This window comes from Exiguobacterium sp. SH0S7, assembly GCF_004337195.1.
Taxonomy (GTDB): domain Bacteria; phylum Bacillota; class Bacilli; order Exiguobacteriales; family Exiguobacteriaceae; genus Exiguobacterium; species Exiguobacterium aurantiacum_A.
Map to the genome: position 1 here is coordinate 1 of NZ_SJVA01000020.1, position 21,150 is coordinate 21,150.

Annotated in this window: 23 protein-coding genes; 13 read left to right on the top strand and 10 right to left on the bottom strand. The window is 50.5% G+C overall.

Annotated features, from left to right (window positions below):
* The coding region (locus EVJ22_RS14790) for an IS3 family transposase (protein ID WP_131441643.1) at positions 1–90 on the top strand (90 nt) is incomplete at its 5' end.
* A gap of 52 nt (positions 91–142) precedes the next feature.
* Here the strand turns inward: EVJ22_RS14790 and EVJ22_RS14795 are convergent.
* Complete coding sequence (locus tag EVJ22_RS14795; RefSeq protein WP_131444217.1) at positions 143–772, bottom strand: immunity protein Imm33 domain-containing protein; 630 nt, start codon at positions 770–772, stop codon at positions 143–145.
* A gap of 100 nt (positions 773–872) precedes the next feature.
* Positions 873–1,622 (bottom strand): SDR family NAD(P)-dependent oxidoreductase, encoded by a 750-nt coding sequence (locus tag EVJ22_RS14800; RefSeq protein ID WP_131444218.1) that lies wholly within the window; start codon positions 1,620–1,622, stop codon positions 873–875.
* 122 nt (positions 1,623–1,744) lie between these two features.
* On the opposite strand from EVJ22_RS14800, the gene EVJ22_RS14805 reads away from it, so the two are divergent.
* Both EVJ22_RS14805 and htpG read left to right on the top strand, forming a co-directional pair.
* Complete coding sequence (locus EVJ22_RS14805) at positions 1,745–2,371, top strand: TetR/AcrR family transcriptional regulator (protein ID WP_131444219.1); 627 nt, start codon at positions 1,745–1,747, stop codon at positions 2,369–2,371.
* A gap of 302 nt (positions 2,372–2,673) precedes the next feature.
* The gene (gene htpG, locus EVJ22_RS14810) at positions 2,674–4,542 is read left to right on the top strand and encodes a molecular chaperone HtpG (RefSeq protein WP_131444220.1); all 1,869 of its coding nucleotides are present in this window, start codon (positions 2,674–2,676) and stop codon (positions 4,540–4,542) included.
* A 31-nt stretch (positions 4,543–4,573) separates the two neighbouring features.
* On the opposite strand, the gene mgtA is transcribed toward htpG, so the two are convergent.
* Positions 4,574–6,643 (bottom strand): magnesium-translocating P-type ATPase, encoded by a 2,070-nt coding sequence (gene mgtA / locus EVJ22_RS14815; RefSeq protein WP_199749344.1) that lies wholly within the window; start codon positions 6,641–6,643, stop codon positions 4,574–4,576.
* Positions 6,633–7,094: a cation-transporting P-type ATPase gene (locus tag EVJ22_RS15590; protein ID WP_199749345.1), complete on the bottom strand. Its 462-nt coding sequence runs from the start codon at positions 7,092–7,094 to the stop codon at positions 6,633–6,635. Before EVJ22_RS15590 ends, mgtA begins: the two co-directional genes overlap by 11 nt.
* A gap of 175 nt (positions 7,095–7,269) precedes the next feature.
* Here EVJ22_RS15590 and EVJ22_RS14820 point away from each other — a divergent pair, with 175 nt between their 5' ends.
* The 3 genes from EVJ22_RS14820 to ahpF all read left to right on the top strand — a co-directional run bounded on the left by EVJ22_RS14820 (position 7,270) and on the right by ahpF (position 10,504).
* Entirely contained in the window at positions 7,270–8,064 is a 795-nt protein-coding gene (locus EVJ22_RS14820; RefSeq protein WP_070328017.1) for an SRA domain-containing endonuclease, read from the top strand.
* 340 nt (positions 8,065–8,404) lie between these two features.
* Positions 8,405–8,968, top strand: a complete 564-nt coding sequence (gene ahpC / locus EVJ22_RS14825) for an alkyl hydroperoxide reductase subunit C (RefSeq protein WP_071398727.1) — start codon at positions 8,405–8,407, stop codon at positions 8,966–8,968.
* Between the two features lie 12 nt (positions 8,969–8,980).
* On the top strand, positions 8,981–10,504 hold the full coding sequence (ahpF, locus tag EVJ22_RS14830) for an alkyl hydroperoxide reductase subunit F (protein ID WP_131444221.1): 1,524 nt from the start codon (positions 8,981–8,983) through the stop codon (positions 10,502–10,504).
* A gap of 35 nt (positions 10,505–10,539) precedes the next feature.
* On the opposite strand, the gene EVJ22_RS14835 is transcribed toward ahpF, so the two are convergent.
* The gene (locus EVJ22_RS14835; RefSeq protein ID WP_131444222.1) at positions 10,540–10,941 is read right to left on the bottom strand and encodes a hypothetical protein; all 402 of its coding nucleotides are present in this window, start codon (positions 10,939–10,941) and stop codon (positions 10,540–10,542) included.
* Between the two features lie 143 nt (positions 10,942–11,084).
* Between EVJ22_RS14835 and EVJ22_RS14840 the strand changes: the two genes are divergently transcribed.
* From EVJ22_RS14840 to EVJ22_RS14850, 3 genes are all read left to right on the top strand, one after another.
* A complete protein-coding gene (locus EVJ22_RS14840; RefSeq protein WP_035386661.1) occupies positions 11,085–11,432 on the top strand; it encodes a PadR family transcriptional regulator in 348 nt (115 codons plus the stop codon).
* Positions 11,419–12,381 (top strand): HAAS signaling domain-containing protein, encoded by a 963-nt coding sequence (locus EVJ22_RS14845; protein ID WP_131444223.1) that lies wholly within the window; start codon positions 11,419–11,421, stop codon positions 12,379–12,381. The genes EVJ22_RS14840 and EVJ22_RS14845 overlap by 14 nt, the downstream gene beginning before the upstream one ends.
* A gap of 90 nt (positions 12,382–12,471) precedes the next feature.
* Entirely contained in the window at positions 12,472–13,308 is an 837-nt protein-coding gene (locus tag EVJ22_RS14850) for an aldo/keto reductase (protein ID WP_131444224.1), read from the top strand.
* Positions 13,309–13,341: 33 nt separating this feature from the next.
* Here the strand turns inward: EVJ22_RS14850 and EVJ22_RS14855 are convergent, their stop codons facing one another.
* The 4 genes from EVJ22_RS14855 to EVJ22_RS14870 form a co-directional block, all read right to left on the bottom strand.
* On the bottom strand, positions 13,342–14,157 hold the full coding sequence (locus EVJ22_RS14855; RefSeq protein WP_070328009.1) for a MetQ/NlpA family ABC transporter substrate-binding protein: 816 nt from the start codon (positions 14,155–14,157) through the stop codon (positions 13,342–13,344).
* Between the two features lie 25 nt (positions 14,158–14,182).
* Positions 14,183–14,845: a methionine ABC transporter permease gene (locus EVJ22_RS14860; protein ID WP_071398721.1), complete on the bottom strand. Its 663-nt coding sequence runs from the start codon at positions 14,843–14,845 to the stop codon at positions 14,183–14,185.
* Positions 14,838–15,584, bottom strand: coding sequence for a methionine ABC transporter ATP-binding protein (locus EVJ22_RS14865; RefSeq protein ID WP_131444225.1), 747 nt, complete (start codon positions 15,582–15,584; stop codon positions 14,838–14,840). The genes EVJ22_RS14860 and EVJ22_RS14865 overlap by 8 nt, the downstream gene beginning before the upstream one ends.
* A 119-nt stretch (positions 15,585–15,703) precedes the next feature.
* Positions 15,704–16,447, bottom strand: a complete 744-nt coding sequence (locus tag EVJ22_RS14870) for a hypothetical protein (RefSeq protein ID WP_084813017.1) — start codon at positions 16,445–16,447, stop codon at positions 15,704–15,706.
* A gap of 192 nt (positions 16,448–16,639) precedes the next feature.
* On the opposite strand from EVJ22_RS14870, the gene adhP reads away from it, so the two are divergent.
* The 3 genes from adhP (at position 16,640) to EVJ22_RS14885 (ending at position 18,895) form a co-directional block, all read left to right on the top strand.
* On the top strand, positions 16,640–17,671 hold the full coding sequence (gene adhP / locus EVJ22_RS14875; protein ID WP_070328005.1) for an alcohol dehydrogenase AdhP: 1,032 nt from the start codon (positions 16,640–16,642) through the stop codon (positions 17,669–17,671).
* A 160-nt stretch (positions 17,672–17,831) separates the two neighbouring features.
* Positions 17,832–18,266: a MarR family winged helix-turn-helix transcriptional regulator gene (locus EVJ22_RS14880; protein WP_233589740.1), complete on the top strand. Its 435-nt coding sequence runs from the start codon at positions 17,832–17,834 to the stop codon at positions 18,264–18,266.
* Positions 18,267–18,370: 104 nt separating this feature from the next.
* Positions 18,371–18,895: a CarD family transcriptional regulator gene (locus tag EVJ22_RS14885; protein WP_016510581.1), complete on the top strand. Its 525-nt coding sequence runs from the start codon at positions 18,371–18,373 to the stop codon at positions 18,893–18,895.
* An 89-nt stretch (positions 18,896–18,984) separates the two neighbouring features.
* Here EVJ22_RS14885 and mqo read toward each other — a convergent pair whose 3' ends face one another.
* Complete coding sequence (gene mqo / locus EVJ22_RS14890) at positions 18,985–20,484, bottom strand: malate dehydrogenase (quinone) (RefSeq protein WP_131444226.1); 1,500 nt, start codon at positions 20,482–20,484, stop codon at positions 18,985–18,987.
* Between the two features lie 242 nt (positions 20,485–20,726).
* Between mqo and EVJ22_RS14895 the strand changes: the two genes are divergently transcribed.
* On the top strand, positions 20,727–21,140 hold the full coding sequence (locus tag EVJ22_RS14895; protein WP_131444227.1) for a (deoxy)nucleoside triphosphate pyrophosphohydrolase: 414 nt from the start codon (positions 20,727–20,729) through the stop codon (positions 21,138–21,140).
* Positions 21,141–21,150 lie beyond the last annotated feature (10 nt).

The window sequence follows — 21,150 nt, forward strand, 5'->3', positions numbered from 1 at the left end:
ATCGAGTACTACAATCATCGTCGCATCAAGAAACGACTAAAAAACCTGAGCCCGGTGGAATACCGGACCCAGGTTCTCGAAGTCGCCTGACAAATTATTTAGTGTCTAACTTTTTTGGTTCAGTTCACAGCGCTCCTTTTTGTTAGCCATTCAAATACCCATCCCAATCATAATCTTGGATTTCTTGAAACTTCCCTTCCTCGTCCCGTTCATACGCACAAAGCGGTGGTTGTTGGGTGAACATTAGGATCGAGTCATCAATATTCAAGATGACTCCAATCGGCACAATTCGAAAGTTTTTGGCGTCACTTAAGTACGCATCGTCCTCGTAACCACTCAAAAACGACCAACCCGAGTCGCCTTCCCCATGAGGCTCATCGCGCAACATGAAATGAAATTCTTCTCGTTCTAACACGTCCGCGCTGACCGTCACGAGCGTATCGGAATAATAATCCCATTTGGCTGCATCTGGATCCTCATATTCAGTCTGATTAATGTGTTCCACCCCGAACGACACGATGGTACCCAGCGTTATCGGTAAGCGCTCCGGCTCATTGTCTAGAGCACCCTCAAAGTCATTCCCGTTGATCTTTGTGATTTGAACCCACATTCGTTCACCACGATACCCGTCAGATTCAGCGACTTGAGTCGTAAAAATCAATTTTACGTAGTCATCAACTTTCAACTGATTCAACACGTCTTTGCTCGGAATATAGAACGTATATGGCGCTTCTTTATGTAAGGATTCAACATTGTCCAAATACCAGTCCATCCAATCCCCTCCTCATAATCATTCCTTTTGAATATCAGTCTAGCATAGCTATCGTCGCGTATAAAAAAACTCAGTTCATTGAAGAACTGAATTTCTTTTTTTATTTCGCCGTGACGCCCCCGTCGACCGGTAGTTCGATGCCGGTAATATGGTTCGCCTCGTCTGACGCGAGGAACAAGACGGCTGCTGCCACCTCATGTGCCGTCCCTAAGTTTGGTAAGGCGACTTGATTCAAGAAATGCTGTTTATAGTCTGGATGCTCCATATGCGGCGCGCTCATCGGCGTGACGATATAGCCCGGGTGGACCGAGTTGACGCGAATGTTATGTTTGCCGTAATCGACGGCTGCTGCTTTCGTGAGTGAGCGGACCGCACCTTTCGATGCCGTATACGCTCCTGCTCCGGCCATACCGGTCAACGCCGAAATTGATGAGATGTTGACGATCGAGCCTCCGAAATTCTTCTCCATGAGCGGGATCGCGTATTGCGTTCCGAGCATGACGCCATCGATGTTGATGCGATACGTTCGCGCCCAATCTTCTTCTGTCTGCTGTAAAAATGGTTTAGCGAGCGCGATGCCAGCGTTGTTGACGAGAATGTCGAGCTTGCCGCACGTTGCTTGGACTTCTGCGTAAACCTTCTCCCAATCTGTACGTGATGTTACGTCATGGCGAATCGCAAGCGCCTCCCCGTCCTGCGCTCGAATCGACTCGACGACGTTCGTTACTGCTTCAAGATTGATATCGGTCGCGACGACCGTCGCCCCTTCTTTTGCGAACAATTTCGCCGTCGCTTCTCCCATACCACTGCCTGCACCTGTGATGACCGCAACTTTCCCCTTTAATCGCATTGAATTCTCTCCATTCTTAAATTACGATAGTCTAACTATCATAATAATAGACGAGGCACATTTGATTCTCAACGAAACTGCCTGAACACGTTATAATGACGAGACAACAAAGAGGTGATTAGATGAACAAACGACAACAAAATAAAGAAGAGCGCTTGAATAACATCATCAATCAAGCTGAGACACTTTTTTTAAAAGACGGGTTTGAGCGCGTCCAAATGCAGGACATCGCCGACGCTGCAAACATCGGGGTGGCAACGCTGTTCCGCTATTTCCCGAAAAAAGACCAACTGATCGTCGCGGCCGCCATCCATAACTTGACACCGACGCTGCATGTCTTCAAGGAATTGACGGCGCATCCCGGTGACGCCTATTCAAGACTAGAAGCAATCCTCGATTATTTGCTTGGGCAACAGCTGCGTCAGACGAGCCACTCCCGATTCCGCGAGGCGTTCGAGAGCTATGCCTCGTTCGTCGCTTCCCCGCTCCCAGGAATCGATGGCTATATCGAACTACAGCGCCAAATCATGGCGACGCTCGAGCCGCTCATCCAAGACGGGCGGACGGACGGGTCGTTCCGGCACGATATCGACGTGAAAGAGACGGTCATCACCGTCATCAACGCGTTCGGCACGTTCGGCAACAACATCATCTTGAAGTCGCACATCAGTTATTTAGAGAAAGATATCGACCCAATGATCCAACAACGTGTCTTAAAAGAGATGCTGCTCGCTTACGTGCGGGCATGACAAAAGCCCCTTCGCAATTGAAGGGGCTTGATGTTTAGGCAAAAAAAAATGAGCACCTCTCTAAAGAGGTGCTCTCGAAAAGTCTACCGCGTCGAACCACGCTCCACAACGTGCTCCCGAAGGAATGTCCGCCGTCTTACATAGACCAGCTCATCGCATGTACTCAACAATACTCGAATCACGCTTCGTCGTCAATCTTTTGTTTTCTCGCACCTTGACATCTCTCCAAAAACTAGGATAATGAAGAGTGTTAGCACTCTTATGTAAAGAGTGCCAAAATCGAACGGCAAAGGAGAATGGTCATGACAAAAAAACAGTTTCAAGCCGAATCGAAACGAATTTTAGAGTTGATGGTCCACTCAATCTATACACATAAGGACATCTTCCTGCGTGAGCTCATCTCGAACGCGAGTGACGCCATCGACAAGATGTATTACCGCGCCCTCTCGGACGAGGCGATCGACTTCAACAAGGACGACTATTTCGTCAAAGTCGAACTCGACAAAGACGCACGCACGGTCACAATCCGTGACACCGGGATCGGGATGACGGAAGACGAACTCGAATCGAACCTCGGGATCATCGCCAAGAGCGGTTCGCTCGCAATGAAGCAGGCGACGAAGATGGAAGAAGACCACAGCCTGATCGGTCAATTCGGCGTCGGTTTCTACTCCGCGTTCATGGTCGCCGACCGTGTGACGGTCCGGACCCGTTCAGTCGATAGTGACCAAGGATATCTTTGGGAGTCAGACGGCATCGATGGCTATACGATCGAGCCGACGTCTAAACAAGAGATCGGAACAGAAATCGTCTTACACTTGAAAGCCGACACCGAAGACGATACGTATTCTTCGTTCTTAGAGGAATATGAGATCCGCTCGCTCATCAAGAAGCATTCGGACTTCATCCGCTACCCGATCAAACTCGACGTGACAAAACACCGTCCAAAAGACGACTCGGAAGAATTCGAGGACTACGTCGAAGAAGAGACGATCAACAGTATGGTCCCGATTTGGCGCAAGCGGAAGAACGAACTGACGGACGAGGACTACACGACGTTCTACCACGAGAAGCGCTACGGTTTCGACGAGCCGCTCAAACATCTCCACTTGAACGTCGACGGTTCGATCCGCTATCAGTCGATCCTCTATATCCCATCGACGGTCCCGTACGACTACTACACGAAAGAGTTCGAGAAAGGGCTCGAGCTCTACTCGAACGGCGTCTTGATCATGGAGAAATCGCCTGACTTATTGCCGGACTACTTCGGTTTCGTCAAAGGGATGGTCGACTCAGAAGACCTATCGCTCAACATTTCCCGGGAGATGTTGCAGCAGGACCGCCAACTGCGCGTCATCGCTAAGAACGTCAAGTCGAAAATTAAAGGCATGCTCGAGAAGATGCTTCAGAATGAGCGCGAGGACTACGAGAAGTTCTTCGACGCGTTCGGCCGCCAAATCAAGTTCGGCGTCTACGACCAGTTCGGCGCCGCGAAGGATGAGTTGAAGGACTTGCTCTTGTTCCACTCGTCGAACGAGAAAAAGCTCGTCTCGCTGAAAGAATACGTCGAGCGTATGAAAGAGGACCAAAAGTACATCTATTACGCGACGGGCGAATCGATCCATCGTATCGACCTTCTTCCGCAAACGGAACGTTTGAAAGAAGAAGGCTTCGAGATCCTCTACTTCACGGAAGAGATCGACGAGTTCGCTATCAAAGTGCTCCAGTCATATGAAGACAAAGAGTTCAAGTCGGTCGCGAGCGGTGACCTCGGTCTCGACGATGAGGCGGCGAATTCGCTCAATGAAGACAATAAAGACTTGTTCGCCTTCATGAAGACCGAGCTCGGCGAACGTGTCAAAGAAGTGCGCGCGTCAACCCGTCTCAAGTCGCACCCGGTCTGCTTGACGGTCGCAGGTGACGTCTCGATTGAGATGGAGAAGATCATGAACACGATGCCGAACGGCGGCGGTATGAAAGCAGAAAAAGTGCTCGAAGTGAACGCCGACCACGCCATCTTCCAGACGTTGCAACGCGTCTACACGGAAGACGAGGCGAAAGCGAAACAATATACCGATCTTCTTTACCAGCAAGCACTCCTCATCGAAGGGTTACCGCTTGAAGATCCGGTAGCGTATTCGAATGCAGTATGTGCGTTGATGGCAGAGTGATGAATCAAGGCAGAGGGCGACCTCTGTCTTTTTATTTTTCCCGATAAAACCAGCGTTTCACCGCTTCGTTGAGCAAGACATAGCCGACCAGCAGCCCGAGTAACGTGAATAGAATCGGGAACGGTAACGGATAGAGGCCGAGCAGCGACGCGTTCGGCAAATAAGGCACGACGATCGCGACCGCACCGACAAGGATCGACGCGAATAAGAGGATCGGGGCCGGACGACTGTGATACAGGATCCGCCGTGTCCGCATGATCATCAAGATGAGCAGCTCGGTCAAAATCGAGAAGACGAACCAACCGCTTTGAAACACGGACTCGTTCGCATTGAATAAGACGATCAACACTAAAAACACCGTGTAGTCGAATAAGGAACTGACGAGTCCGAAGACGATCATGAAGCGCCGCACTTCTTTCAAATCCCATCGTCTGGGCACACGCACATCCTCGGTGTCGACTCTATCTTGCGAAATGGCCAGGGCCGGGAAGTCGCTCAAGAAGTTGATCATGAGAATCTGTTTCGGTAACAGCGGCAAAAACGGTAAGAACAACGAGACCCCGGCCATGCTGAACATGTTCCCGAAGTTGGCGCTCGTCGTCACCATAATGTATTTGAGCGTGTTCGCAAACGTCGTCCGGCCGAGCACGATACCACGCAGCAAGACGCGCAAACTCTTTCTAACGAGTACCAAATCAGCCGACTCTTTGGCGATATCGACCGCATTCTCGACCGTCAGACTGACGTCGGCCGCATGGAGCGCCGGTACGTCATTGATTCCGTCACCCATGTACCCGACGACGTGACCGTTTTTCTTGAGCGCCAAAATAATCCGTTCTTTTTGGTTCGGGTCGACCTCGGCAAAGAGTGTCGTCGTCTCGATTTTTTGCCACAATGCCTCGTCCGACATTCGAACCAAGTCTTTCCCGGTCAGGATACCGGTGACTTGCAGACCGACGGCTTCAGCGGTGTGAAGCGCGATCGAAGCGTTATCGCCTGTGATGATCCGGAGGTCGACACCATAGACGGCAAGTTGACGGATCGTTTCGGCGACATCAGCTTTCGGATGGTCGAATATGAGCAAGAAACCGATGAACGTCATACCGGTCTCATCGTCGACACTGTACTCGTCACGAATCGTCACTCGTTTTTCCGCAACCCCGAGCACCCGGATACCCTCGGCGCTCCAGTTTTCAAATTGAACTTCTAGCTCCATTCGCGCGAACGAGTCGAGCGGGTGGCTCGTCGCGTGCTTCCATACATGGTCGCACGTATCAAGAACACTATGGAAGGCACCTTTCGCCAGCATGCGAACGTCCTGCCCATCTTGCACGATAACGCTCAAGCGCTCTCGCATGAAGTCGAACGGGACTTCCCCGAGACGCGTCACTGCCGCCACGTCGATCTGGCGGTGACGGCGAATCATATCATCTAAGTCGTTCTTCATTCCCGTCTGGAGCGTGGCGTTCAAATAGGTGGCTCGGAACACCTCTTCCGAGGAGACACCGCTCGCATCGACTGCATCGTCGATTCGAATTTGTCCTTCCGTCAGCGTCCCCGTCTTGTCCGTACATAGTACGTCCATGCCCCCAAAGTTCTCGATGGCGGTCAATTTGCGAACGATGACCCCTTCTTGTGCCATTGCTCGTGAACCTTGGGATAGTGTGATACTGATGATGGCACTGAGAAGTTGCGGTGTGATCCCGACCGCAAGCGCCACAGCAAACAAGAGCGAGTCGATGACATCCCGCTCGAACCAAACGTTGATGGCGAAGACGACAAGTGTCAGCACGAGCATGATGCGCGTCAACAGATAACCGAAATGACGGATTCCTCGTTCGAACTCCGTCTCCGGAGGGCGGAGCGTCAACCGCTTCGCGATTTCACCGTATTCGGTCGTCCGTCCCGTGTGAACGACGAGCATCGCCGCGTTCCCGCTTTGGACACTTGTTCCCATATAGACGCAGTTGAAGCGTTGTTCTAACGACTGGTCAGGCGCCGTCACGCCGACTTGTTTTTTGACCGCACCCGACTCCCCGGTCAGCATCGACTGATTGACGAAACAATGCTCGCTCGTCAGAAGAATCCCATCAGCCGGCACCAAGCTCCCTGCCGACAGTTCGACGACGTCGCCTGGGTACTAATTCAATGGCAGGCACGTCGATCAAGTTGCCATCACGCCAAACTAAGACGTGGACTTTCACTTTGTCACGCAATTCTTCCACCGCTTTGCTCGCATGAAGTTCTTGAAAATAACTGAGGACGGCACTCGCCAAGATGATCGTTAGAATGATGCCCGCATCGATATAGTCACCCGTCAGTGCCGAGATGAGCGTCGCACCGAGCAGAATGAGAATGATCGGACTTTTAAATTGCCCAAGCAATAACGCAAGCCGGGTAAAGCGGCGTTCTTTGGCGAGCGCGTTTAATCCAAATTCGACTTGACGACGCTTGGCCTCAGTAGAACTGAGGCCGTGAGTTGATGAGTCGAGTGCTTGGATTAAGTCAATAGAAGGACGGGACCAATATTCATCTGTCTGGACATCTCTCATGACCATTGCCTTCTTTCATAATGAAAATGAATATGGACGTGGCTACATGAATTGTATTCCCGTTTTTAGATGAGATGCTTGATTTGTTTTCGTTTATCCTACAAACAGAATCACAAATAGACATGATACAATTGAGCAGGATAATTGTAGAACAACTAAACAAACGAGGTGACATATGCTGTTCGAAAAAAACAAACTATACAAACGCTCTGTCCTTCACGATCAATACGGCGGGAGTCGTCAACGTGGAATTAGTACTCCGAACAAACATAAGCTAATCTTTATTTTTGATAGCGGGATGGATGAAGAGTTTGGATACAAGAATGGCTGGAGTGAAGACGACGGTTTATATTATTACAGTGGTGAGGGTCAGGAAGGAAACCAATCTTTTTCTTTTGGAAACAAAGCTCTTCTAAACCATATCGAAAATGGAGAAGACGTCTATCTCTTCGAATCACTTGGAAAAGGTAGTTATCGCTTCGTGGATCAACTTATTTTAATCGGTTACGACATTCAATTCGGAATTGATAAACACCATAACCAGCGCGAAGTAATCGTTTTTGCATTCGAACCGCTACACGTTGTTCAAGAAGAAGCCCATCATTTTGCATCAACTATGCGCTATAAAACCGTTGAAGAGTTAAATGAAATTGCTTTACGTGATCCGAAACGAGCTACTGGTTTAAGTATGCCAGCTCGAAAATTACAAGTTCGCGAACAAACAGCAGCTCTTTATTACGCTGTGCTGGCTCGGGCAAATAATTGCTGTGAAGCTTGTGGAAACCAAGCCCCGTTTGAAACAGAAGAAGGTCCTTATCTCGAACTCCATTCTTTATATAAAGAATCAGATGATGGATTATCACGTCCCGATCAAGTGGCTGCATTATGCCCAAATTGCCACGCTCGCATGCACAAAGGGAAAGACGGAGCGGACTATAATAAACAACTGATTCATAAGTTAACAACTTGACGAACCTTAATCCAATCTGGATAAGGTTTTTTTGTATGCAATTGATAAAATGTTGATTATTTACGAGAATGAAGCGCTTAATCTCTTCTTTACTCTTTTAACCAATAACTGTTCTACTCATTTTATATGAGTTTAAAAAAACAAATTAGCAGTTTTCATGTAACCGTTCTCTTTACTGTTATGATGCGATTTTACATAAACACCTTGATAGATCAACCTTTTAGGCAGCATGCATACGTCTTGACAATTTCGCCTAGTTATATGAAATTAGTATTACATTATAATTATTCTAGTAGAGATACAATTCCGCTAGAGTAAAAACCCAAGGAGGACATACCCCATGTCATTAATCGGCAAAGAAATCTTACCATTCACAGCACAAGCGTTCCAAACAGGAGAATTCCTCGAAGTATCAGACAACAACCTTAAAGGTCAATGGAGCGTCGTTTGCTTCTACCCGGCTGACTTCACATTCGTCTGCCCGACTGAACTCGAAGACCTTCAAAACGAATACGCGACATTGAAAGACCTCGGTGTCGAAGTCTACTCAGTGTCTACAGACACACACTTCACGCACAAAGCTTGGCACGAAACGTCAGAGAAAATCGGCAAGATCGAATACATCATGATCGGCGACCCGTCACACACGATCTCACGCAACTTTGACGTCTTGAACGAAGCAGATGGCCTTGCTGACCGCGGTACGTTCATCATCGACCCAGACGGCGTCATCCAAACTGTTGAAATCAACGCAGACGGCATCGGCCGCGACGCGAGCACGCTCGTCAACAAAGTCAAAGCAGCACAATACGTCCGCAACAACCCAGGCGAAGTTTGCCCAGCGAAATGGGAAGAAGGCTCAGCGACACTTCGTCCAAGCCTCGATCTCGTTGGCAAGTTGTAAGGAGCGGATTCCATGTTAGAAGCAGATATTAAACAACAATTAGACCAATACTTGCAGCTCATGGAGGGCGACGTCGTCCTCCGTGTGAGCGCTGGTGATGACGCGGTCTCTAAAGAGATGCTCGACCTCGTGAACGAACTTGCGAGCATGTCGTCACGTATCTCCGTCGAAAACGTCACACTCGTTCGCACACCGAGCTTCAGCGTGAACCGTCCGTCTGAAGAGACGGGCATCGTCTTCGCCGGGATCCCGCTCGGTCATGAGTTCACGTCACTCGTCCTCGCGTTGCTCCAAGTGAGCGGCCGAGCGCCGAAAGTTGACGCAGATGCGATCAAGCAGATCCAAAACATCCAAGGCACGTACCACTTCGAGTCGTACATCAGCCTCAGCTGCCATAACTGTCCGGACGTCGTCCAGGCACTGAACGTCATGAGCGTGCTCAACCCGAACATCTCACACACGATGATCGACGGCGGCGCGTTCAAGGCAGAAGTCGAAGCGAAAGAAATCATGGCCGTCCCGACCGTCTTCTTGAACGGAGAAGCGTTCGGTAACGGACGGATGTCGCTCGAAGAGATCTTGGCGAAACTCGGCACGGGTCCTGATGCTTCAGCGTTCGAAGACAAAGAAGCGTATGACGTCCTCGTCATCGGTGGTGGTCCGGCTGGTGCAAGTGCGGCCGTTTACGCAGCTCGTAAAGGCATTCGTACCGGCATCGTCGCTGAACGCTTCGGTGGTCAAGTGATGGACACGATGGGCATCGAGAACTTCATCGGCACGTCGTACACGGAAGGTCCAAAACTCGTCGCGAGCTTAGAGGAACACGTGAAAGCATATGGCGTCGACGTCATGAATCTTCAACGCGCGAAGCGCCTTGAGAAGAAAGACCTCGTCGAAGTCGAACTTGAAAACGGAGCGATTCTGAAGAGTAAGAGTGTCATCTTGTCGACAGGGGCACGCTGGCGCAACGTCAACGTCCCAGGCGAAGCTGAGTTTAAAAACAAAGGTGTCGCCTACTGCCCACACTGTGACGGTCCACTCTTCGAAGGCAAACGTGTCGCGGTCATCGGCGGCGGTAACTCTGGGATTGAAGCGGCCATCGACCTCGCCGGCATCGTCAAGCACGTCACGGTACTCGAGTTCGCATCTGAACTGAAGGCCGACCAAGTACTTCAAAACCGTCTTCACAGTCTCCCGAACGTGACCGTCGTCACGAACGCCCAGACGACTGAAATCACAGGTACGGACAAAGTGAACGGAATCTCGTACATGTCTCGTGAGACGAACGAAACGCATCACGTCGAACTTGAAGGCGTCTTCGTCCAGATCGGCCTCGTCCCGAACACGGACTGGCTCGATACGGTTGAACGCAACAACTTCGGAGAGGTTATCGTCGACCATCATGGTTCGACGAACATCTCAGGCGTGTTCGCGGCAGGCGACTGCACGAACAGTGCCTACAAACAGATCATTATCTCGATGGGCTCTGGTGCGACAGCCGCACTCGGTGCTTTCGACTACATGATCCGCAACTAACGAAAAACTCGTCCTCCACGTGGGGACGAGTTTTTTTATAGTTCAAACGACTTCCCAGTATCCGGGATGAACAGGATCGACTCCCCCGTTTCCGTTTCAAATACATAAGCGACAGTTGGGGTGAACGGATTCCATTCGTCCCCGTTCGTTCGCACACTTTCCGTATAAGTGACACTCCCGTACGTTGTGAACAGTTCTTGTTCCGCGGCAGCGACCGAGTAAGTCGGAATCGAAAGTACGATTGTAGCGCCGACTAAAAACACACTCACAAATGCGGACCATACTTTACTTCTCGGATACGTGAGCTTCACTAAAATCAATATCGAAATCATCCAACCGATCGGCACACCAAATGTCGCCGCACCTCCGTACCACGCGTCATTCACGTAAAGTAACGTAACCGTCACTGCCAAACCAAGCGCCCACCACCATTTCATCCCAATCACCTCACTCCAATTATCCCAAAAACAGGAAAATAGGCAACTGAATTCCGGTTTCCTAATACTTTTATTCATAATTGTTGTACATCACACTATAGTGTATAATATACAGTATAAAAAGAATCGAAGGAGGCAAAGAGATGTCTGATGTAAAAGCCTCATTGATGACCGAGTTACGACGAGGCACCTTGACGATTGCAGTCTTGAGTCAACTGAAGACACCACAGTACGGGTATTCACTTGTTCAGGCGCTTCTCGATGCCGATGTCAGCATCGATCAAAGCACGCTCTATCCGCTCTTAAGGCGGCTTGAAAAGCAAGGGCTCGTGACAAGCTCGTGGGATACGACTGAGAGCCGGCCTCGCAAATATTACGTCCTCAGCGCAGAGGGAACGGATATGTTGCAGGAGTTGTATGCGGAATGGAATAAGATGTCGCTCACATTAAACCGTTTGATAGAAGGAGGAAACGACCATGAACCTTCGTGATGTGTATATTGCAGAAGTGACGTCTCGAATCCCTGAGTCGATGCGAGAAGATGTTGCGCTTGAACTCGAGTCCACGATTGATGATATGACGGGAGACAATCCGTCCGAGAAAGCTCTCTTGGAGGCCCTCCGTCAGTTAGGTGACCCGAACATACTGGCCGCACGGTATGCCAATCGCCCGCTCCATTTAATTGGTCCAGCCCTATTCCCAGGCTATGTGAGTATTTTGAAGACCGTCTTGCCAATTGCTATCACACTCTCGATTATTCTCGCAACTATCGCTTATCTTGCTGATGCGAATGTTGAATCATCATGGGTACAATTCATCATCCAAGGACTGGTTCAAATCAGCTCTGCAATCTTCGAAGTCGTGATTCAGACTTTCTTCTGGATTACGCTTGTCTTCTTTATCATCGAGCGGGCTTCCCCAGAAGGAGATGTCCCTTTATCGAAATGGTCACCAGAAAAATTAAAGAACGTAAAACCACGTACAAAGTTCATTCCTCTCAGTTCAATCGTATTTGATTTTGTTATGGTCGTTGTCTTGATGATGCTCTATGTGAACACTGATCAATGGATTCGCTTATCAATTGATGGAGAGACATTCCCCCTCATTAACCCGGAAATATTGGATCGATTTTTCCCGTTCGTAATTGCGCTAGCCGTCTTTGACATCGGAATCGGAGTTTATAAATGGGTTGCCCGTTATTGGACGAAACCGCTCGCCCTATGGAATGTGGCCTTGAACGTTCTATGGATTGGAGTGACGGCACTGATTCTGCTGCAACCAGAGCTCATTTCATCGGAAGCTCTCGCTCTACTAGCCGAACGAACCAGCGTCGCTCTCACGACACTCACACAATGGGGTGTATGGAGCATAGTACTGACCGTCGTTGTCGTCTGTCTCATCGATTTGATTGAAGGATGTTATAAAGCGTTTCGTCCTTAATTAAAATACTCATCTCGCATTCAAACGTTTCATTCCCCGGGAAAGTGGAATAGCCGAGAAGAGAACGTATTTCCACGGAGGAGGCATTTTATGAACATTCCGACCATCAAACTACACGACGGTTACGAGATTCCGGCTATCGGACTCGGCACTGTCTTCTTACGAGGTGAGGCCGGTGTCGACGCCATCACTAGCGCGATCCGTAACGGTTATCGTCTCATCGACTCAGCGATTCGCTACGACAACGAAGGTGCGCTCGGCGAAGCGGTCCGCCAGTCCGGTATCCCGCGTGAGCAGTTGTTTTTGACGTCGAAACTGCGCGGCCAGTATTTCGACTATGACGAGGCACTCAATATGATTCAAGAGTCGCTCTATCGGGCCAACCTCGACTATTGGGACTTATTTTTACTCCACTGGCCGAATCCGAAGCAAGATAAATACGTCGAGGCATGGCGCGCGCTCATCCAAGCGAAAGAGAACGGGTGGATCCGCTCAATCGGCGTCTCGAACTTTATGCCTGAGCACCTCGATCGTTTAATTGAAGAGACGGGCGAGACACCGGTCATCAACCAAATCGAGCTCCATCCTTACTTCTCGCAAGTGGAGCAACGTCAAGCCGACAAAGAGCGCGGCATCATCACTGAGGCGTGGAGCCCGCTCAGCCGGGCCCGGACCGTCATCCATGACGAGACGATCACCGAGCTCGCCAACCAAAAAGGTAAGACGGTGTCGCAAGTCATCCTGCGTTGGCACATCCAACTTGGCGTCATCCCGCTCCCGCGTTCGTCGAGTGAGCTGCACCAACAAGAAAATCTCGACGTCTTCAACTTTGAGTTGACCGAGGACGAGATGGAGACCATCAATGCGTTGACGAAACCGGATGGCCGCATCGACAACCAAGACCCGAGAGAATACGAAGAATTCTAAAAAAAATGAGCCGCATGGGCTCATTTTTTTTCGTTAAAACGCCGGGATCGCCGTTTCGTCGTAATTCTCTTCTAAGAACGCACGGACTTCGTCGCTCGTGAGCGCTTCACCGAGTTTCTGGATCGCTTCATCGTCCTTATTGTCTTCACGGGCGACGAGCGTGATGGCGAAGTCGTTCTCGACCCCTTCCGTCAAGAGCGCGTCGCTCTTCGGTGTAAGGTTGAGCGGTGCCGCGTACGCCGGCGTCATGAGGACCGCGTCGACGTCGTCATAGGCACGCGCGAGCATGAGAAGGTCGACCTCTTCAAACTTAAGGTTTTTTGGGTTGTCCGTGATGTCCGCTTGCGTGTAGTACGAGCCATTCTTCTCCCCAAGTTTGATCACGTCGTGTTGCGCGAGGAGTGAGAGTGACCGGTCGATGTTCGAGACGTCGTTCGCGATTGCGATCGTCGCGCCTTCTGGGATGTCGTCGATGTTGTCGTACTCTTTCGAGTAGACGCCGTAGTTGGCGAAATAGATCGGTTCGATCGGGACGAGGTTGGCGTCATTGCTGCGGTTGAACTCTTCCATGTACGGGACGTGCTGGAAGAAGTTCGCATCGACTTCTTTCGCCGCGAGCGCCGTGTTCGGTTGCACGTTGTCGCCGAGGACGACGATTTCGAGTTCGATGTTGTCTTCTGCGAGCTGGTCTTTTGCGATCTCGAGCATGTCGGTCATCGGTGGGATGAGCGAGGCGACTTTGAGCGTCTGCGGCTCGTTCGTCGGTGCTTCCGTCGTTGTTTCGTTGTCAGTTCCACACGCCGCGAGGACGAGAGTGAGTGAGGCGAAGAGTGCCATCAATTTTTTCATGGATTTTCCTTCTTTCTATAGATGATTAGCGTTTGTCGATGACCCGGGCCACCGTCGTACCGGTGAACTGGATCAGCTGGACGAAGACGAGCATGATGAAGATCATGTACAGCATCAGCTCTGTCTTGAACTGTTGATAGCCGTAGCGGATGGCGAAGTCTCCGATGCCGCCGCCCCCGACCACCCCCATGATGGTCGAGTACGAGATGAAGCTGATGATCGACGTCGTCAGCCCGAGGACGAGTCCGGACCGGGCCTCGACGTATAAGAATTTGAAGATGACGTCTTTGATCGACGCCCCCATCGATACGGCCGCCTCGACGACGCCGCGCGGGACGTCTAGGAGCGACTGTTCGACGAGACGAGAGTAGTGGGCGATGGCGATGATCGCGAGTGGCACGGTCGCTGCCGCCGTCCCAAGCGCCGTTCCGATGATGAGCCGCGTAAATGGAATCAAAAACACGACGAGGAGCAGGAACGGGAACGAGCGGACGATGTTGACGACCAAGTTGAGCACCGAGAAGACGGCCCGATTCTCGAGCAACTGCCCTTTCCGGGACAAGTAGAGCCACGTCCCGAGCGGTAAGCCGACGAGGACGGCGGCGAGGATCGAGACGCCGACCATGATGAACGTCTCACCGATCGAGCGCCAAATCTCGGTTTGATATTGAACGAGCACGTCAGGCATCCGGCTCACCCGCCTTTCGCAACTCGTTGACGAACCAGGCCGGATTATTGTCGATTTCCGGGACACCACGCGGGACGAGATCGAGCGTCTCGTACACCGATCCATCCGCCATGACGGTCACGCGGTCACACACTTGCTTGATGACGTCCATCTCGTGGGTGACGATGACGATCGTGACACCGAGCGCCTCGTTGATCGACTTCAGCACGCCGAGAATCTCGGCCGTCGTGTTCGGGTCGAGCGACGAAGTCGGCTCGTCACATAACAAGACGTGCGGTTCGTTCGCGAGCGCTCGGGCGATGGCGACGCGTTGCTTTTGCCCGCCGCTCAGTTGGGCCGGGTACTTGTCCTTGAACGACTCGAGTCCGACAAAGCGGAGGCATTCGAGCACCCGCTCCTCATGCTTCGTTTTTGGTCGCCTGGCCAGTTTGAGCGGGGCGACCACGTTGTCATATACCGTCTTGTTGCCGACGAGGTTGAACTGTTGAAAGATCATCCCGATGACGTGTCGCTGTTCGCGGAGTTGCCGGCTCGATAGACTCGTCAGTTCGTTCCCATCGACCGTGACCTTACCTGCGTCCGGCGTCTCGAGCAAGTTCATCAGGCGCAGCAGCGTCGATTTGCCGGCACCGCTCGCACCGATGATGCCATACATCTCGCCTCGCTCGATCTGAAGCGAGACGTCGCGGACCGCCTCGTCACGACCAAACTGTTTGCTTACATTCGTTAACGTGATCATAGACCGTCCCTTTCTTTTATGATGAAAAAGTGGATGATAACCGTTATCCATTTTAGCGAACTAAAGTAAAAATGTCAGTTGAAGCGCTTCAATGAAAAAAGAACCGCTCTCACGGTCCTTCAAATCGGATGCCGCTTGAAATGCTCGGCGATGTGATACCGCATTGCATCACGGTTCTCGGCGAAAATACGGTGCCGGTGACCGTTACCGCCTGACGGATGCGGAAACCCGCTGACAACCCGTTCTGACGCAAGAAGCCCACGGTCGACAAGCGTCTCGACGGCCCGGCGCACGTTGACACCCATCGGCAAAATGAGCGCGTCTTCGAGGACGGCCATCTCGTCAGCGAAACTGCCTTCGACGTAAGAACGGAACAGGTCCGTTCTTAATATGTCTGGACTTGAGCCGTTGTAGTTCTTCCCTTTATAGAACACCGGATAAGGCAACACGGCCGTATTTTGGACGAGATGGTTCGCCTCACCGAACAAGTCGAGCGTCGTCTCGATGTTGAGATGGCGATGCAAGTCCAAGTCATCGAGCATCGTCACCAAGTTCTTACGGATCGGACCTGAGAAGCTGCCGCGCTGTTTAACGACTCGTAACGCTGTTTCGTCCGAGGCATCAGCCAAGTCGCGGATCGCCTCGAACGACTGTCGCATTTGATATAGACCCGGCGTGATGCCAGCAATGACGACTTTGGCGTTCGGATTGATGTATTCGAACGGGGCATAATAAATGGTCAATTGCTTCTTCGGGTCTTCCTCGAGAAGAAACGTCTCGCTCTTCAACGTCGTTTCGTCCATGTCAGGAAGCTCAATGATTTTCTGTTTATAGGCTTGAAACAGGTCGGTTCGTGTCGGCACGATTCATCCTCCTTTCGTGTTCTGTCTTATACTGTTCCCCAAAATCATTATGTGAAAAAAGTTCATGAAAGCGACAAGACTTCGCCTTTAGTTAAGCGTTTTCATTCCCTTTTTTATGCTATTCTTTTCTTGTCAGTTTGGTAATTATATATCTTTAATTACCTATAATTAGGATGGGGAGCGTGGGATAAAGTGAAAGCAGTCGTAGTCAATTCATCTAACAAAGCGAATATCGAAGTGGTTGAAAAGGAGTTGCGCCCACTAAATTCTGGAGAGGCGCTTGTCGACGTCGAGTATTGTGGCGTATGTCACACAGACCTACACGTTGCCGCGGGAGATTTCGGTGATGTCCAAGGCCGCGTACTCGGACACGAAGGCATCGGGATCGTTTCAAAAATTGCTGACGACGTAACGAGTTTGAAAGTCGGAGACCGCGTCAGTATCGCCTGGATGTATCATGCCTGCGGGCGTTGTGAGTACTGTACGACTGGACGCGAAACGTTCTGCCGCCACGTACAAAACGCTGGATATAGCGTTGATGGCGGGATGGCCGAGCAAAGTATCGTAATGGCCGATTTCACTGTCAAAGTACCAGACGGACTCGATCCGGCACAAGCTTCGAGTATCACGTGTGCCGGTGTCACGACGTATAAAGCCATTAAAGTGGCTGACGTGAAGCCAGGTCAAATCGTTGTTATCTACGGATGCGGTGGTCTTGGTAACCTGGCAATTCAGTACGCCAAACACGTGTTCAATGCGTACGTCGTCGCAGTCGACATCAATGACGACAAACTCAAACTCGCTAAAGACAGCGGCGCCGATATGATCATCAATCCAGTGACAGAGGGCGCTGCGGACAAAATCATCCAAGAGCAACTCGGGGGCGCACATGCAGCGGTCGTCACGGCCGTTTCAAAAGTAGCCTTCAACTCTGCGGTCGACGCTGTAAGAGCGTGTGGAAAAGTTGTCGCGGTCGGACTTCCGTCTGAAACAATGGATTTGAATATCCCACGTCTCGTCCTCGATGGCATCGAAGTCGTCGGATCACTCGTCGGTACACGTAAAGACTTAGAAGAGGCTTTCCAATTCGGGGCCGAAGGAAAGGTCGTACCGGTCGTCCAGAAACGTTGCCTCCACGAAGTCCAAGATATTTTCGAAGAGATGGAACAAGGTAAAATTCAAGGACGAATGGTCATCGATTTCAAAAATAAAGAATGCCAGTAAAAAAACGAGGCCATTTGGTCTCGTTTTTTTACTGGCGTCTAAACCGGGTCATCGTATGACATGATCATCTGTTCAGTTGAAATTGAGATACTAGCGCATTGACGCGCCCTATCCGCTTTTGTATAGTTAGGAACGACAAAATAGAATAGGAGTGACCAATTTGACTCCATACGAACAACTTACGCCAACGCACCTTTTGGATTTGCTCGGTGAGCGCCACGATCAAATCCGACGCATTAGCGAACGGGCATGGAACGAACAACATGATATTTACATCTCCAACTCGGAATGGTACATCCTCACCCGCATCTACCGAAAGAATCCGACCATCTCCGAAGTGACACGGAACGTCCATGTGTCACGCCAGGCGATCCATAAACTGATCAAGAACTTGAAGACAAAAGAGCTCGTCACGGTGACCGACCACCCGACGAGCCGAAAAGACAAATGCATTCAGCTGACCGACCTCGGTATCCGCTGTTATGAACAAAACGAGGCGCTAAAAGCCGATCTCGAACAAAAAATTGCCACGACACTCGGCGACGATGCGTTTAATCAATTGCAGACGTTGCTCCAAACCGACTGGAAACTGTGATCTCTTCTCATCATAAGAAGAGGTTTTTTCCGTCTGTGCGGCCTTCAATGTCAACCGGGTTGACAATTTACATCAATTACCTCTATAATGGATATTAGGAAGAGGTGATCGATTTGTTCAAAATTGATGATTTAATCATCTATTCGACCCACGGAGTTTGTCGCATTGACGAAATTTCCGATATGACGGTCGCAGGTGAGACGAAGTCGTACTATACGCTCCATCCAATCAACAACGCGCAGAAGCTACAGATCAGTATTCCGGTCGATAGTGACAAAGTCATGATGTTGACACTCTTGGAAGCTAAAGAAGCAAAAGAGATCCTCGAATCGTTCCGCTCTCCTGGTGTCGAATGGAATCCCCATCCGAATAACCGGAACCGCGAATTCTTGCATGTCGTTCATTCGGGCAACCGTCACGACATCGCTCAAGTCATCAACACGCTTGCTCGGAGACAAACCGAAGCAGTTTCGTTGAACAAAAAGTTATATGAACAGGATCGTAAGATTTTAGAAAACGCTAAAACGATTCTTGTGAAAGAACTTTCACTCGCGCTTCATTTGTCGGAAGAAGTCATCGATCAACAGATTGCCGCTTATTTGAGCGCTGAACCTGTTGCCGCCACTTGATTGGACCCTTCTATATGAAGCGGTCTTTTTTTTATGTAAAAATTCAAAAGAAAAAGCGAGAACATTTTCGCATTCTCGCTTCAACCGATTCAATTGTGTACGACACCCTTTTCTTTCAAGCCGAGCGCCATTGCCGTCGATTCGTGGATCGTCTTGAACAGCTCAGGATGATCTGAGAGCGAGACGCCGTACGATGGCACCATCGCCTTGATCTTCGGCTCCCATTCCGGCAACTGCTCAGGGAAGCACTGCTCGAGCACTTTCAACATGACGTGGACCGCTGTCGACGCACCGGGTGACGCACCGAGGAGCGCCGCGACCGAACCGTCTTCCGCACTGACGACTTCTGTCCCGAATTGGAGCGTGCCTTTGCCTGCTGGCGTGTCTTTGATGACTTGCACACGCTGACCAGCGACGACGATTTCCCAATCCTCGTTTTTCGCGGTCGGAATGAACTCACGGAGCTCGTCCATCCGCTTGTCGTGCGACAAGAGCACTTGCTCGATCAAATATTTCGTGAGCGGCATCTCTTTCGCCCCGGCTGCAAGCATCGTCACGACGTTGTACGGTTTGACCGATTGGATGAGGTCGAGGTTCGAGCCTGTCTTCAAGAACTTCGGCGTAAAGCCGGCGAACGGTCCGAACAAGAGCTCTTTCCGTCCATCGATGTAACGTGTATCAAGATGCGGCACCGACATCGGCGGCGCGCCGACTTTCGCCTTGCCGTATACTTTGGCGTGGTGCTGCTCGATGACGTCACGGTTTTTACAGACGAGGAACAACCCGCTCACCGGGAATCCGCCGATATGCTTCGACTCCGGGATACCCGTCTTTTGCAACAGCGGCAAGCTGCCGCCACCGCCGCCGATAAAGAGGAACGGCGCCGTATGTGTCTCGATCGTATTCGCCTCGATGTCCTTCACTTTCACTTCCCATAGCCCGTCTGGCAACCGTGTCACGTCCTCGACGCTATGCTTGTAGTTGACCTCGACATCATGATTCGTCAAATGGTCAAACAGCACCCGCGTGAGCGCGCCGAAGTTGACGTCCGTCCCTGAATCAATTTTCGTCGCGGCGATCGGCTCATCGAGCGTGCGGCCTTCCATGACGATCGGCATCCATTCGCGCAACTGCTCCGGATCGTCCGATAAGACCATACCATCGAACAACGGATTATTTGTTAGCGCTTCCAAACGTTTCTTCAAGAAGCGGATATCTTTCTCCCCTTGGACCATGCTCATATGTGGGATCGAGCGGATAAAGTCTTCCGGTTGTTGGATCAATCCTTTGTTCACCAAATGCGCCCAAAACTGTCGTGAGATTTGGAACTGCTCGTTGACGCTAATCGCTTTTGAGATGTCGAGCGTACCGTCCGGCTTCTCAGTCGTATAGTTCAACTCGCAGAGGGCGGCATGCCCGGTCCCAGCATTATTCCATTCGTTCGAGCTTTCTTCCCCTGCGCTTGCGAGCTTCTCGAACACTTTGACTTCCCACTCCGGTACGAGCTCTTTAAAGAGCGACCCGAGCGTCGCGCTCATAATTCCCGCACCAATCAAAATGACGTCTGTTCTCTTCTGGACACTGCTCATTAAAACCCCATCCTTCTCCCCTGGATTTGTGTATGAAACGATTCAGTAAATCCCCATTCGCCGATCGTTTCTTTGTAATCGTTATACTGATTATAACGCTTTTGTGATGAAAGATAAGGGTTAAGTAGTGAAAATAGAGATGAAACTTTTTATCGAGTTTACACTTCGGAAATCGCCGACGTCACACTTTGTTTCGAATGGTATGATGAAGGCAACTAAACGAACAGAGCGAGGTCAGAAGTATGAAAAAAAAAGTAAAAGTTGTAGCCGCTGTAATCGAAAATGAGAACCAAGAGATTTTGTGCGCACTTCGCTCAACCGATATGCTTATCTCAAATATGTGGGAGTTTCCTGGTGGGAAAGTCGAAGCTGGTGAAAATCTACAAGAAGCACTTGAGCGAGAAATTCTTGAAGAGTTAAACTGTGAAATCACAGCACATGAAGTGATTAATGAACACGTTCATGAATATGAGACGTTTATCATTCAATTAATTTCACTGCGTGCTGAATTGAAGTCAGGCATTCCGGTTGCAACGGAACATGACGCTTTGATCTGGTTGAAACGAGAAAACTTACATTCCCTCGTCTGGGCGCCAGCAGATATCCCTGCCGTAAATGACGTCATCAATCAAACGACGGAAGCCGAGAACGTGTAAAAAATACGTC